Annotated in this window: 10 protein-coding genes and 1 pseudogene; 7 read left to right on the top strand and 4 right to left on the bottom strand. The window is 72.3% G+C overall.

The window, feature by feature from the left end; all coding sequences use genetic code 11:
* Positions 1-49 precede the first annotated feature (49 nt).
* Positions 50-1,582 (bottom strand): 3-hydroxyacyl-CoA dehydrogenase, encoded by a 1,533-nt coding sequence (locus tag IW256_RS33575; protein WP_197014762.1) that lies wholly within the window; start codon positions 1,580-1,582, stop codon positions 50-52.
* Between the two features lie 122 nt (positions 1,583-1,704).
* On the opposite strand from IW256_RS33575, the gene IW256_RS33580 reads away from it, so the two are divergent.
* The 5 genes from IW256_RS33580 (at position 1,705) to IW256_RS33600 (ending at position 8,305) form a co-directional block, all read left to right on the top strand.
* The gene (locus IW256_RS33580) at positions 1,705-2,604 is read left to right on the top strand and encodes a LysR family transcriptional regulator (protein ID WP_197014763.1); all 900 of its coding nucleotides are present in this window, start codon (positions 1,705-1,707) and stop codon (positions 2,602-2,604) included.
* 144 nt (positions 2,605-2,748) lie between these two features.
* Positions 2,749-3,963: an acetyl-CoA C-acetyltransferase gene (locus tag IW256_RS33585; RefSeq protein WP_197014764.1), complete on the top strand. Its 1,215-nt coding sequence runs from the start codon at positions 2,749-2,751 to the stop codon at positions 3,961-3,963.
* Between the two features lie 148 nt (positions 3,964-4,111).
* Complete coding sequence (locus IW256_RS33590) at positions 4,112-4,684, top strand: RNA polymerase sigma factor (protein WP_231404040.1); 573 nt, start codon at positions 4,112-4,114, stop codon at positions 4,682-4,684.
* Complete coding sequence (locus tag IW256_RS33595) at positions 4,681-5,859, top strand: CU044_5270 family protein (protein ID WP_197014765.1); 1,179 nt, start codon at positions 4,681-4,683, stop codon at positions 5,857-5,859. The genes IW256_RS33590 and IW256_RS33595 overlap by 4 nt, the downstream gene beginning before the upstream one ends.
* Before the next feature lie 295 nt (positions 5,860-6,154).
* Positions 6,155-8,305 carry a (Fe-S)-binding protein gene (locus IW256_RS33600; RefSeq protein WP_197014766.1) on the top strand — a complete coding sequence of 717 codons (2,151 nt, stop codon included), beginning with the start codon at positions 6,155-6,157 and terminating at the stop codon, positions 8,303-8,305.
* A gap of 137 nt (positions 8,306-8,442) precedes the next feature.
* Here the strand turns inward: IW256_RS33600 and IW256_RS33605 are convergent, their stop codons facing one another.
* Positions 8,443-10,191, bottom strand: coding sequence for an AfsR/SARP family transcriptional regulator (locus IW256_RS33605; protein ID WP_197014767.1), 1,749 nt, complete (start codon positions 10,189-10,191; stop codon positions 8,443-8,445).
* 185 nt (positions 10,192-10,376) lie between these two features.
* Here IW256_RS33605 and IW256_RS33610 point away from each other — a divergent pair, with 185 nt between their 5' ends.
* A complete protein-coding gene (locus IW256_RS33610; RefSeq protein WP_197014768.1) occupies positions 10,377-11,114 on the top strand; it encodes a hypothetical protein in 738 nt (245 codons plus the stop codon).
* A gap of 85 nt (positions 11,115-11,199) precedes the next feature.
* On the top strand, positions 11,200-11,952 hold the full coding sequence (locus IW256_RS33615) for a ZIP family metal transporter (protein ID WP_197014769.1): 753 nt from the start codon (positions 11,200-11,202) through the stop codon (positions 11,950-11,952).
* A gap of 58 nt (positions 11,953-12,010) precedes the next feature.
* Here IW256_RS33615 and IW256_RS33620 read toward each other — a convergent pair whose 3' ends face one another.
* A complete protein-coding gene (locus tag IW256_RS33620) occupies positions 12,011-12,877 on the bottom strand; it encodes a glycine betaine ABC transporter substrate-binding protein (protein ID WP_307829273.1) in 867 nt (288 codons plus the stop codon).
* A 53-nt stretch (positions 12,878-12,930) separates the two neighbouring features.
* A pseudogene (locus IW256_RS33625) lies at positions 12,931-13,662 on the bottom strand (ABC transporter permease); the annotation flags it as partial.
* Between the last annotated feature and the right edge of the window lie 52 nt (positions 13,663-13,714).

Raw genomic sequence — 13,714 nt, forward strand, 5'->3', positions numbered from 1 at the left:
TCGGGCTCCCGTTCGAGCCCGGCACCGCCCGCCCGGACGCCGGCGCGAATCAGCGCAGGTCGCCGGGGGTGGTGCCGGTCTCGGACAGGGGCAGGCCGAGCTCCGCCCGTTCGGTCAGCCAGAGGCTCGGGCGGTACCGGGGGTCGCCGGTGGCCGAGTGCAGGCCCCGCAGGATGCGCAGGACGGTGGCCGCCCCCACCCGGTCGCCCCATTCCAGCGGGCCGTACGGGTAACCCAGGCCGAGCCGTACGGCGGTGTCGACGTCCTGGGGGCGGGCCAGCCGCTGCTCGGCGATGGCGGAGGAGACGTTGACGATCGAGGCGAGCAGCCGCTGCGCGACCGAGCCCGGCGCGTCCCGGACGACGCTCACCGGCCGCCCGGTGCCGCCCAGGGCGCCCAGCGCGGCCCTGCCCGCCTCGGGGTCCACGCCGGGATGGACGGCCAGGGTCAGCCGTCCGGCGAAGTCGCCGAGGGGGTCGACGGCCAGGGTCCGTTCGGCGGGCAGGCCGTGCGCACGGGCCGCGTCGAGCGCGCTCTGGCCGTACGGGGTGACGAGGACGACCGCCTCGGCCGAGGGCGCCGCTCCCTTCTCCACCCGTGCGCCCCCTCCGGCGAGCAGGCCGCGGAGGGCTTCGGAGTCATGCACCCAGACGGGACGCGGGCCGGGCTTGGGCAGGGGAGGCTCGGGGGCCTCCTGCTTCACGCCCTCGACGTAACGGTAGAAGCCCTCGCCCGTCTTACGGCCGAACAGTCCCGCCTCTACGCGGGTCCGCGTGACGGTGGACGGGCGCAGGCGAGGGTCGCCGTAGAAGCCGTTCCAGATGCTCTCCATGACGGCGTGCGAGACGTCCAGCCCGGTGAGGTCCAGCAGCTCGCACGGCCCCATCTTCAGGCCGAGCGCCTCCCGGGCGATGCGGTCGACGTCCGCGGGCTCGGCCACCGCCTCGGCGAGGATCCGCATGGCCTCGGTCACCAGCCCCCGCCCGGCGTGGTTGACCAGGAAGCCGGGGGTGTCGGGGGCCAGGACGGGCTCATGGCCCAGGCGCCGGACGAGATCGGTGAGCGCGCCGGGGATCCACGCGGCCGTGCGGGCGCCGGGGACCACCTCGACCAGCCGCATCAGCGGGACGGGGTTGAAGAAGTGCAGGCCGGCGAGGCGGCTCGGGTCCTCCAGCGCGGACGCGATCGCGGTCACCTGCAGGGAACTGGTGTTGGTGGCCAGGACGGTGCCGTCCCCGCACACCTTCTCCAGGGCGGCGAAGAGCTCCCGCTTGGTCTCCAGGTCCTCACGGACGGCCTCGATCACGAGATCGCAGCCGGCGGCCGGGGCCAGCGGGTCGCCGACGGGGCGCAGCCGGGCCCGGGCCGCCTCCGCGCCGGACGCGGTCATCCGCCCCTTCCCGGCCAGCTTGGCGAACATGGCGCCGATGTGGTCGACGGCCTCACCCACCGCCTCGGCCCGCACGTCGGCGAGCTGCACGGTCAGGCCGCCCGCCGCCGCGAGCTGGGCGATGCCGCGTCCCATCACGCCCGTGCCGATCACCCGTACCGTGCGGACCCGCTCGGCCGTCCACCGCTCCATCAGCCGCCTCCTCGTCAAGCACACGGGACATGCCGATGCAATCTCACCGGGCACGCTCATTTCAAGAGCCGCGATCGCACAATCGGTAGGCCGTTGAGACGAGTGGCGTCATAATCGGCCCTATGGAGTTCCGTCACCTCGCCGGGTTCGTGGCCGTGGCCGAGGAGCTGCACTTCGGGCGCGCGGCGGCCCGGCTGCACATCGCCCAGCCGCCGCTCAGCCAGCAGATCCGCCAGCTGGAGAGCGAGCTGGGGGTGCAGCTGTTCGAGCGCAGCACCCGGTCCGTCCGGCTCACCTCGGCGGGGCGGGCCTTCCTCGACCCCGCCCGGCGGGTGCTGGCCGACCTGGAGGTGGCCCGGCGGGCGGCGCAGGCCGGCGGGCGCGGCGAGGTCGGCCGGGTGACCATCGGGTTCACCGGGGCCAGCAGCTACGAGACCCTGCCCGTCCTGACCAAGGCCGTCCGGGCCCGCCACCCCGGCATCGAACTGGTCCTGTACGGCCAGACGTACTCGGGGGAGGCGGTGACGCGGGTCGCCGACGGCGACCACGACCTGGGGTTCGTCCGGCTGCCCGTCCTCCGGGAGGGGGTGGCGGTACGGCTGATCGAGCGGGAGTTCCTGGTCGCCGCGCTGCCCGCCGAGCACCCTCTCGCCCGGCACCACGAGATCCGGCTGCCGGACCTGGCCGCCGAGCCGTTCGTCACCTTCCCCGGCACGCGCGGGTCGGCGGTGCGCGACGCCCTGGTGCACGCGTGCGTCACCGCCGGTTTCCAGCCCCGGATCGTGCAGGAGGCGCCCGACTCGTACACCATGCTGGCGCTGGTCGGGGCGGGCGTCGGGATCACGCTGACGGTCTCCTCGGTGCAGCACATCCGCATCCCCGGCATGGTCTACCGGCCGCTGGCCGGGGAGCCGGTCGTGCTGGAGCTGGCGCTGGCCTGGCGCGGCGACAACCCGTCGGCGGCGCTGCGCGCGGTGCTCGCCGTGGCCGAGGAGGTCCTGCCGACGCCGCCGTCCACCTGACCTGACGGGCGGGCCGGCCGCCGATTATGTCGCCCCGCGTATCACTGCATGCTCGATCTGGTCTCGGCCGAGATCGGACCGGTCCCCGCGCGGCGCCTATCCTCGATCCGAGGCCGAGCCTGCCGGTCCCAGGAGGAGAGAACGATGCGCGAAGCGGTGATCTGCGAGCCGGTACGGACCCCGATCGGCCGGTTCGGCGGGGCGTTCACGGCGCTGTCGCCGGTCGAGCTGGCCGCCACGGTCATCCGGGCGCTGCTGGAACGCACCGGGCTGCCGGGCGAGGCGGTGGACGAGGTGATCCTCGGCCAGTGCTACCCCAGCGCCGACGCCCCCGCCATCGGCCGCGTCGCCGCCCTGGACGCGGGACTGCCGATCGAGGTCGGCGGCACCCAGGTCGACCGGCGCTGCGGCTCGGGGCTGCAGGCCGTGCTGAACGCCGCCATGCAGGTGCAGACCGGGGCGAGCGACCTGGTGATCGCCGGCGGCGCCGAGAGCATGAGCAACGCGCCGTTCTACACCACCAAGGCGCGCTGGGGCGTCCGCACGCCCAGCCTGGAACTGCACGACGGGCTCGCCCAGGGCCGCGTCACCGCCGGCGGCGTCAACCACCCGGTGCCCGGCGGCATGCTGGAGACCGCCGAGAACCTGCGCCGCGAGTACGGCATCTCCCGCGAGGAGCAGGACCGGCTGGCCGTCATGTCGCACGAGCGTGCCGTGGCCGCCCAGCGCGAGGGCCGCTTCGCCGACGAGATCGTGCCGGTGACCGTACGGTCCCGCAAGGGCGACACCGTGGTGGACGCCGACGAGCACCCCCGCCCTGGCACCACCATGGAGACCCTGGCCAAACTGCGCCCCGTCATGGGCAAGAAGGACGACCAGGCCACCGTGACCGCGGGCAACGCCAGCGGCCAGAACGACGCGGCGGCCGTGTGCGTGGTGACGACCCCCGAACGCGCCGCCGAACTCGGCCTGCGCCCCCTCGTCCGGCTGGTGTCCTGGGCGCAGGCGGGCGTCCCGCCCCGCACCATGGGGATCGGGCCGGTGCCCGCCACCGCCAGGGCCCTGGAACGGGCCGGGCTCACCCTGGCCGACCTCGACCTCATCGAGCTGAACGAGGCGTTCGCCGCCCAGGTCCTCGCGGTCCTCCGGGAGTGGGACTTCAAGGAGGACGACTACGACCGCCTCAACGTGAACGGCTCGGGGATCTCCCTGGGCCACCCCGTGGGCGCCACGGGGACGCGGATCCTGGCCACCCTCGCCCGGGAGATGGACCGCCGCCAGGCCCGCTACGGCCTGGAGACCATGTGCATCGGCGGAGGTCAGGGTCTGGCCGCCGTCTTCGAACGCGTCTCCTTCTGACCGCTTCCCGCCCCGCCCTCCGCCCCGCCCGCCGTCCCATCCGCCTCATCGGTTTCCCGGTTTTCCCGGAAGGCCGGTAACGATGGGCCTCCCCGTTCCACTTCCTGGTGTCGGACACAAGGACAAGGGACGGACGGAGGTGCGGGTGATGACCGTTGGCGCTAGGGCCGGAGAGTCCGAGGACGCCAGACGCTTCACGGCCATCTACGACGCCTGCAGGCAGCGCGTGTGGGCCTACGCGGCCGGCCGCGCGGGGCGGCAGGCCGCCGACGAGGTGGTGAGCGAGACGTTCGCGGTGGCGTGGCGCCGGCGGGGCGACATGCCCGAGCCGGCGCTGCCCTGGCTGCTCGGCGTCGCCCGGAACGTGCTGCGCGACCGCTACCGCGAGGAGGCGCGCCGCGCCTCGTTCGCCGCCGCGTCGCGCGAGTGGGAACGCGCCGCGGCCGAGCGCGACATCGCCGAGGGCGTGGCCGAACGGCTCGCCGTGCTGCGCGCCCTGGCCAGGCTCTCCGAGGGCGACCGGGAGATTCTCATCCTGGTGGCCTGGCAGGGCCTGTCGCCGCAGGACGCCGCGCGGGTCGTGGGATGCACGGCCGCCACGCTGCGCGTACGGCTGCACCGGGCGCGCAAGCGTCTGGTGCGCGCCATCGAGGAAGAGCCCGCGAGCGCCGCCGCGCCCGCTCGTTCCCGCGTCGGGATCGTCAGTGAGGAGATGTCATGAGCCGAGACGTGCTGCGGGCGCTGGCGGAGGCCCGCCCCGCCGAACTGGACCCGGGGACGCCCGTCGACCCGGCGACCCGGGACACCGAACTGTCCCGCGCCATGGCCCCGGCCGCCGCGCGGGGGACCGGACGGGGCACGGTCCCGCGGCGGCGCCGGGTCGGGCCGCTGTGGGGCGGGCTGGGCCTGGGGCTGGTCGGCGCGACCGCCGCGGCCGCGCTGGTCGTCACCTCGTTGGGGGGTGGCGAAGGCGGCGTGCCGGGCGGTGACCTCGCGGGCACCGGGCAGGTGGACGTCGGCTCGGCCCGTACGGTGCTGCTCGCCGCCGCGGAGAAGGCGGAGGCGGCCCCGGCCACCGGGAAGTACTGGCGGGTCAAGAGGATGACCATGGTGCCGAGGCAGGTCGGCCCCGAGGGGCGGACCTACACGGTGTCGGACGCGCGGATCCACGAGGAGTGGATCTCCCGTGACGGCAGGACCTGGACGGGGCAGCGCGCCGCCGGGGCCAAGCCCAGGACGCCCGCCGACGAGAAGGCGTGGCGGCGGGACGGCGCGCCCGCCCGGTGGGACATGGGCGTGGGCGACACCGTGGACAAGAAGCGGCTGTACCTCCAGGTCAAGCCCGGCGCGGGGAACCTGGTGAAGGGGCAGGGGGAGCACGCCCTCCAGGTGCCCATCGCCGGGCGGAAGCCGTCGTTCTCCGACCTGCAGAAGCTGCCCGCCGACCCGGCCGTGCTGCGCAAGCTGGCGGAGAAGAACGCGCTCTCCGATGGCGCGGACGGCCCCCTCCACGCGGAGAACCCGCAGGCGCGGCAGGCGTTCGCGGCGGGCAAGCTGACCGACCTCCTCACCACCGCCCCGGTGCCTCCGAATGTGCGGGCGGCGGCCTTCCGGGCACTGGCCGACATGCCGAACGTCCGTTCGGAGGGCCGGGCCGCCGACGAACGGGGCCGCAAGGGCGTCGCCCTCACGATCACCGTCCCGTACGCGGCGAGCGCCACCACCACGCGGCTGATCATCGACCCGGCCACCTCGCAGGTGCTGTCCGAGCAGGTGGCCAGCAAGATCAAGGGCGTCGCGCCCAAGGGGGCCCGGGCCGTCGGCAAGGAGCGGACGACCCTCTACCTCGGCGCCGGCTGGACCGACCGGGCCCCGCACGCGCCCACGCTTCCCTGATCCGCGCGTAGAGGAAGGTCCCCGGATCCGGCGGGCCGCCCGTCCGTGCCCACCGGCACCGGCGGCGGCCCGCCGGATCCGTCGTGTGAGGGGTGTGTCAGGGGTGTCGGGATGTTTGCGCCTTCGGCCCGCACGCATATATACAGCGATGTCAGACGGCGTGTCCCGGCATGGGGCGGGGCGGCCGGACGACACCGTAAGCTACTACCGAGTAGTATTCGGGGGCCGGATGAAATGCGTTCTGTCGCGAGCCCTACGCTGACAGCCAACGCCCGTACCTCAGGAGGACGGAACAGTGTTCTGGCTCACATTGATCATTGGGCTCGCCGGGACGGCGGTCGCGCTCGCGCTCGCCGGACGGCGGGTGCTGTTCCTGTGGAAGCTCTTCCAGAGCGGCCAGCCCGACCCTGAGCGGGTACTCCAGGTCAAGCGCGACCCGAAGGCCGACATCGAGGGCCAGGTCGTGGAGGTCATGGGCCAGCGCAAGCTGCTCAAGTGGACCGTCGCGGGCCTGGCGCACTTCGCGGTCATGTGGGCGTTCATCCTGCTGGCCAGCGTCTACCTGGAGGCGGCGGTCGCGCTGCTGTTCGGGCTGGACGCGCACATCCCGTTCCTGCAGACCTGGGGGCCGATCGGGTTCGTCCAGGACACGATCGCGCTGGCCTGCCTGGCCGGGCTGATCACGTTCTCGGTCATCCGGATCAGGAACTCGCCGAAGAAGCTGGACCGGGCGTCGCGGTTCAAGGGCTCGCACACCGGTGGCGCCTGGCTGATCCTGTTCATGATCTTCAACGTGATCTGGACGATGTTCTTCTTCCGGGGCGTGGCGTCGGCCAGCGGCAACCTCGCGTTCGGCAAGGGCGCGTACTTCTCCCACCTGTCCGGCAAGCCGTTCGAGGGCCTGAGCCACGGCACCCTGGAGGTGCTGGAGTCGATCGGGCTGCTCGCGCACATCGCGGTCGCGCTGATCTTCCTGGTCATCGTCGTCAACTCCAAGCACCTGCACATCTTCATCGCGCCGCTGAACGTCATGTTCAAGCGCCGCCCCGACGGGCTGGGCGCGGTGCAGCCGATGATGAGCAAGGGCAAGCCGCTGGACTTCGAGGAGGCCGACCCCGACGAGGACACCTTCGGCCGCGGCCGGATCGAGGACTTCACCTGGAAGGGCTTCCTCGACATGGCCACCTGCACCGAGTGCGGGCGTTGCCAGTCGCAGTGCCCGGCCTGGAACACCGGCAAGCCGCTGTCGCCGAAGATGGTGGTGCTGGAGCTGCGCGACCACGCGTTCGCCAAGGCGCCGTACATGCTCGCCTCCGAGGAGGAGAGGGAGAAGTTCACCGACGAGCAGAAGGCCGCCATGCAGGTGGACCGGGAGCTCGTCGCCGAGGACGGCGTCATCCACCCCGACGTGCTGTGGTCCTGCACCAACTGCGGCGCCTGCGTCGAGCAGTGCCCGGTGGACATCGAGCACATCGACCACATCCTGGACATGCGGCGCTTCCAGGTGATGATCGAGTCCTCGTTCCCCAGCGAGGCCGGCGTGATGCTGAAGAACCTGGAGAACAAGGGCAACCCCTGGGGCATGTCGGAGATGAAGCGCCTCGAATGGATCGAGGAGCTGGACTTCGAGGTCGAGGTCGTCGACGAGAAGCTGCCCGAGGACACCGAGTACCTGTTCTGGGTCGGCTGCGCCGGGGCGCTGGAGGACCGGGCCAAGAAGACCACCAAGGCGGTCGCCGAGCTGCTGCACATCGCGGGCGTGAAGTTCGCCGTGCTCGGCCCGATGGAGGCGTGCACCGGTGACCCGGCGCGGCGGCTGGGCATGGAGTTCGTGTTCCAGATGCTCGGCCAGCAGAACGTCGAGACGCTGAACGAGGCGGGCGTCAAGAAGATCGTCGCGACCTGCCCGCACTGCTTCAACACCCTGGCCAACGAGTACCCGCAGATCGGCGGCAACTACGAGGTCGTCCACCACACCCAGCTGCTGGCGCACCTGGTCGAGGAGGGCAGGCTCACCCCGGTCACCCCGATCGAGGAGAAGATCACCTACCACGACCCCTGCTTCCTGGGCCGCCACAACAAGGTCTACAAGCAGCCGCGCGACATCATGGCCAAGGTCCCCGGCGTCCAGACGCAGGAGATGCACCGGCACAAGGACCGCGGGTTCTGCTGCGGCGCCGGCGGCGCGCGGATGTGGATGGAAGAGCGCATCGGCAAGCGGATCAACACCGAGCGGGTGGACGAGGCCCTCACCACCGACCCCGACACCGTCTCCACCGCCTGCCCGTTCTGCCTGGTGATGCTGGGCGATGCCATCAACGAGAAGAAGAACTCGGGCGAGGCCAAGGAGTCGCTGGAGGTCGTGGACGTCTCCCAGCTGCTCATCCGCTCCATCAAGGGCGAGGGCGGCCCCCTCCCCGAGAAGGAGGCGGTCTCCGCCGAGTAGGGCACGAGATCTGGGAAGGACCCCTGGCCACGCCAGGGGTCCTTCGCGTTCCGGCGGCTGTAAGGCCACGCCGCGTCCGGCTGGGCGTCCGGCTGCGCGTCCGGCGGCTACGGCGCGTCCGGCTGGGCTTCCGGCGGCTACGACGCGTCCGGCTCGGTGTCCGGGGGGATGAGGACCAGCGTCTCGTACAGGGCGCGCACCACCTGGGCCGGCAGGACGCCCCGGGTGACGAGGTCGTCGATGGAGGCGTAGGGGCCCTGCGCCTCCCGCACCGCCACGATCAGCTTCGCGTGGTACGGGTCCAGCCCCGGCAGGGCTGCCAGCAGGTGCTCGGGCACCTCGTTGACGTCGACCAGCCCGCCGTCGTCGAACGTCCGGGGCAGGTCGGGCCGTCCGACGCCCAGCCGGCGGGCGACCGACGGGTGGTGCACCGCCAGGGAACGGGCCTGCTCCCGGCGGACCCGCCGCTCGATCAGGGGGACGGTGACGGTGTTCGGGTCGCCGGCGGGCCGTGCGGACGGGCCCGGCTCGGCCGTGAGCACGGCGAGATGCACGGCGCCCCCGAACATCGTGGCCAGCAAGGAGGCCATGACCGGTATGTCCCACCACGTCGTCTGGTCCCCGGTCACGGACGCGACGCCGAGGAAGACGGCCGCCATCGCGAAGTAGGCGGCCGCGGCCAGCCCGAGCGCCCGGCTCCCGCGCCGCGCCGCGAAGTACGAGATCAGAGCCCACGTGACGGTTCCGAGGCTGAGCAGCGGGAGCATCGCCAGGGCGCCGCGTACCGGCCACGGAAGGCGCCGCGGGGCCGGAGCGGGGGCCGGGGCCGGGGCCGTCCACATCACGGGCCCTCCGGCCGCCGGGACACCCTCACCCACCTGCGCGGCGGGGGAGAACGCGGGGCGGGCGGCGGCGGTGGGCGGGACGCCTGCGACGGGTTCCAGGGGCGAGGGGAGGTCGTGGACCACGGCCCGCGTCGCGGGCGCCGCCCGCTCCGCCGCTCTCTCCGCGGGCGCCGCCCGCTCCGCCGTCCGTTCCGCGGGCGCCGCCCGTTCCATCGTCCGTTCCGCGGGCGCCGCACGTTCCGTCGCACGTTCACTGGGCGCAGCCAGCGCCGGATCGGAGCGCAGGATGCTCACCTGGAGGCTCCGGAGGCGTTCGCCCGGCTCGACACCGAACTCCTCGTCCAGGAAGGCGCGCGCGTCACGGTAGGCGGCCAGGGCCTCCGCCTGCCTGCCGCACCGGTAGAGAGCGAGCATCAGCAGGTAGCGGAACCCCTCCCGGAGCGGGAAATCGGCGACCAGCCGGATCAGCTCGGGGACCAGCGCGGCGTGCCGTCCCAGCTCCAGGCCGATCTCCGCCCATGCCTCCCAGGCGGCGGCGTGCTCCTCCTCAAGACGTTCCCGGGCCGCGCCGAAGACCGGGCCGTTCAACCCGGCGAGCGCCGTGCCGCGCCACATGGCCAGCGCTTCGCGCAGCATGCCGGCGGCCTCCGCCGCGTCACCCGCGCCCCGCACGGCCAGGGCCGCCTTCACTCGTTCCTGGAAGACCTCGGCGTCCAGGCCCCCGGGCGGAACGTTCAGGGTGTACCCGGCGCCGGTCAGCGTCAGCAGCTGCCCGGGCGTGCGGGGCGAACGGTCCGGCTCCAGCACGCGGCGCAACCCGGCGACGTACTTCTGCACCACGTTCGCCCCGTTGTCGGGCGGGTCCTCACCCCACACCGAGTCGACGATCGCCGCCGTCGACACCGGCCGGTTGGGGGTGAGCAGGAGGACCGCGAGAACGGCCTGCTGCTTTCCCGGGCCCAGGTCGAGCTCCTGGCCGTCCCGCCTGGCGGCCAGCCGGCCCAGGATCTCGAAGCGCAGTGGAGGGGCCTTCCCTGGCAACCGTCCACCTCCCTCACCGCCCTGACAGTGCCGCACGCAGTCATCCGGCAGCCTGAGCGCAGTGACCGCAGCATAACGACAGTGTTCTCGCACCGGCATCCAGCAGTCTCATTCCGGACATCGGTCGATATCACCGAGAGACAGGGGGACTTGGCATGCCTCATCACCGACGGACCGCGCGACCCGTGCGGGCACTGCCGGCGGCGCTCGTACTCGCGCTCGCGTTCACCACCGCCTGCGAACCGGCCCAGGAGGCCGGGACGGCACCGAGCAAGACGGCCGCCGCGCCCGCGCCGGCGTCGCCATCGCCCACCGTGACGCCCAACGGCGTGGAGAAGCTGCCGGCCCGCGACATCCTCGCGCGCGCCCGCAAGGCGACGACGTCGGCGAAGTCCGTGCGGATGCACGGACGGTTCAAGGAGGGCGGGGAGGACTACGCGCTCGATTTCCGCTTCTCGGGACGGACGAAGTCCACCGGACGGTTCTCGCAGGGCGGCCAGCACGTCGACCTCACCAGGATCGGCAAGGCCGTTTACATCAAGGGCAACGACGCCTTCTGGAAGGAGATCGGAGGGAAGGGGGCGGCGCAGCTGTTCTCCGGCAAGAGCATCAAGACGACCGCCACCAACCGCGACTTCGCCGACCTCGCGGCCTTCACGGACCGCGGTGGACTGCTCGCCGAACTGCTCAAGGTCAAGGGCGGCTGGGACACGGGCAAGACCGGAACGGTCGGCGGCACGCCCACCGTGGAACTGGTCGGCCCCGACGGGGAGAAGATCCATGTGGCGACGCAGGGGGAGCCCTACCTGCTGCTCCTGGACGGCGGGTCGGCGAACCGCCTCGAATTCTCCGCCTACAACGAGCAGGTCGACGTCCAGGCGCCACCGTCCGGCACCGTGGTCGACGCCGACAAGCTGCAGTGAGCCGCCGCCCGCCGGGACGACCCACGGCGGGCGGCCACCGCGCGGCGGGGGCCGCCGGGCACCGGGTACCTGATAGGACCGGTGCATGGCGGTGGTCCTGGCGGCGGTGGCCTTCCTGATGACCCTGACCGGCGGGTTCGTCGCGATGCGCGTACGGGACCGCCGGCACCTGGTGCTGGGCCTGGCCGGCGGGCTCATCCTCGGCATCGCCGCGTTCGACCTCGTGCCCGAGTCCCTGGACACCTACCCGTCCGGCCCGCTGGGCGTGCCCGCACCGATGATCGGCTTCGCCGCCGGCTTCCTGCTGCTGCACGTCATCGAGCAGGCCGCCGCGATCCACCGGGCGCACGAGGGGGAGTACGCGCCGCACGAGCACCGCCACGCCTCCGTCCCCGGCAAGGGCGGCCGGGCGGGCCTGCTGACCGCGGGCGCGCTGGTCGGGCACAGCTTCATCGACGGGCTCAGCATCGGGCTGGGGTTCCAGGCCGGCACCGAGGTCGGCGTCTTCGTGGCGCTCGCCGTGATCGCGCACGACTTCGCCGACGGCTTCAACACCTTCACCGCCGCGTCACTGCACCGCGCCGACCGGCGTCCCGCGATCGTGCTGCTCTTCGCCGACGCCCTCGCCCCCATCGCCGGGGCGCTGGCCACGCTGCTGTTCAGCGTGCCGAAGCCCGTCCTGGGGACCTACCTCGGCTTCTTCGCGGGAGTGCTGCTCTACCTCGCCGCGGCGGAGATCCTGCCCGAGGCCCACAGCAGGCATCCCCGCGTGCTGACCCTCTGCGTCACCGTGGCCGGCGTCCTCGCCGTCCTGCTCATCATCGGGTTCGCGGGCTGACCTCTGGAAAGCGCAAGGGCCGTCCGGAGGTACGGACGGCCCCTCGCGCTGTAGCGGATCAGCCGGTGACGCCCTTGGCGAAGTCAGGGTTGGCCTGCATCCACTCGTTCACGGCCTGCTCGGGCTTGCCCTTGTACTTGTTCTCCATCAGGTCTTCGAGCGTGCCCAGCTGCTTGTCGTCCATCCTGAACTTCTTCAGCCAGCCCGCGACCTCGGGCTGGTCCTTGGAGAAGTCCTCCCGGCCGACGATGTTGACGCCGTCGGGCTCGCCCATCGCGCCCTTGGGGTCCTCAAGGTCGCGGATCGGGAACTTCGCGTACGCCCAGTGCGGCCGCCACAGGGTGACGACGATGTCCTTCTTGGCGTCGGTGGCCTTCTTCAACTCCGTCAGCATGGCCGCCGTCGACGAGGTCGTCACCTCGTACTCGCCCTCCAGCCCGTAGGCAGGGAGCATCTTCTCCTTGGACACCCGGTAGAGCCCGGAGCTCTTCTCGATCCCGACGATCTTGCCGCCGTACGTGCCGCCCTTGCCCTTGAGGTCGGCCAGCGACTTCAGCGGCGAGTACTCCGGCACCGCGATGGTCAGCGGCGCCTTGTCGTACCAGACGCTGATCTTCTCCAGCTTGTCGCCGTACTGCTTCCAGTAGTCCTCGTGGGTGCCCGGCAGCCAGGCGTCCAGGAAGAGGTCGACGTCGCCCTTGGCCATGCCGGTGTAGAGAGGGCCCGTGTCGAGGGTCTTGACCTCGACCTCGTACCCCTTGTCCTTCAGCATCTTCTCCCACAGCGCGGTGGCGGCCTCACCCTCCGCCCAGCCCGCCACCATGCCGATGGTGACCTTCTTCTCGGCCCCACCGGATCCGGATTCCCCGCCTCCGCACGCCGCCGCGGACAGGCCCAGCGACAGCACCACGGCCGCGACGGTCACACCTCTGGATTTGAAGCGCATGCTCGGAACGTTCCTCTCTGTTGAACGGATGGTCAGCGGGCCATCTGGGCCGTGGCACGGGCCACCGCCGTACGGTCGCCCAGCGCGCTGGTGAGCCGGTCCAGGAAGATGGCCAGCACGACCACCGCCAGACCGCCCTCGAATCCCTGGGCGATGTTCACCCGCTGGATCCCCTCCAGCACCTCGTTGCCGAGGCCGCCCGCCCCGACCATGCCGGCGATGACGACCATCGACAGCGACAGCATGATCAGCTGGTTGATCCCGGCCATGATCGACGGCATCGCGAGCGGGATCTGGATCCGCGTCAGGATCCGGCCCGGAGGCGTGCCGAACGCCTCGCCCGCCTCGACCATCTCCGCGTCCACACCGCGGATGCCCAGCTCGGTGAGCCGCACCCCGGGCGGCAACGCGAAGATCACGGTGGCCACCACACCGGGCACCACCCCGATGCTGAAGAAGAAGATCGCCGGAATCAGGTACACGAACGCCGGCATGGTCTGCATCAGGTCCAGCACCGGCCGCACCACCCGGCTCACCATGTCGTTGCGCGCCGCCGCGATGCCCAGCGGGATGGAGATCGCCACCGCCACCAGCGCGGCCACCAGCACCAGCGCCAGGGAGTCCATCGCGGGCTCCCACAACTCCATGCTCTCGATCAGCGCGAACCCGGCCAGCGTGAACAGCCCGAGTCTCCAGCCGCTCAGAACGAGGGCCACCAGCGCGAACACCGCGATCATCACCAGCGCCGGCGGGCCGGTCAGCAGGCCCGTGAGCCCGTCCACCGTCCCCTCGACCGCCGCGCCGATCGCGTCGAAC

The organism is Actinomadura viridis (assembly GCF_015751755.1).
In the GTDB taxonomy this organism is placed as follows: Bacteria; Actinomycetota; Actinomycetes; order Streptosporangiales; family Streptosporangiaceae; genus Spirillospora; species Spirillospora viridis.

Excerpts from the sequence above, each read along its gene's own strand:
- IW256_RS33575 (WP_197014762.1), bottom strand. The coding sequence starts at position 1,582 with ATGGAGCGGTGGACGGCCGAGCGGGTCCGCACGGTACGGGTGATCGGC.
- IW256_RS33580 (WP_197014763.1), top strand. The coding sequence starts at position 1,705 with ATGGAGTTCCGTCACCTCGCCGGGTTCGTGGCCGTGGCCGAGGAGCTG.
- IW256_RS33585 (WP_197014764.1), top strand. The coding sequence starts at position 2,749 with ATGCGCGAAGCGGTGATCTGCGAGCCGGTACGGACCCCGATCGGCCGG.
- IW256_RS33590 (WP_231404040.1), top strand. The coding sequence starts at position 4,112 with ATGACCGTTGGCGCTAGGGCCGGAGAGTCCGAGGACGCCAGACGCTTC.
- IW256_RS33595 (WP_197014765.1), top strand. The coding sequence starts at position 4,681 with ATGAGCCGAGACGTGCTGCGGGCGCTGGCGGAGGCCCGCCCCGCCGAA.
- IW256_RS33615 (WP_197014769.1), top strand. The coding sequence starts at position 11,200 with ATGGCGGTGGTCCTGGCGGCGGTGGCCTTCCTGATGACCCTGACCGGC.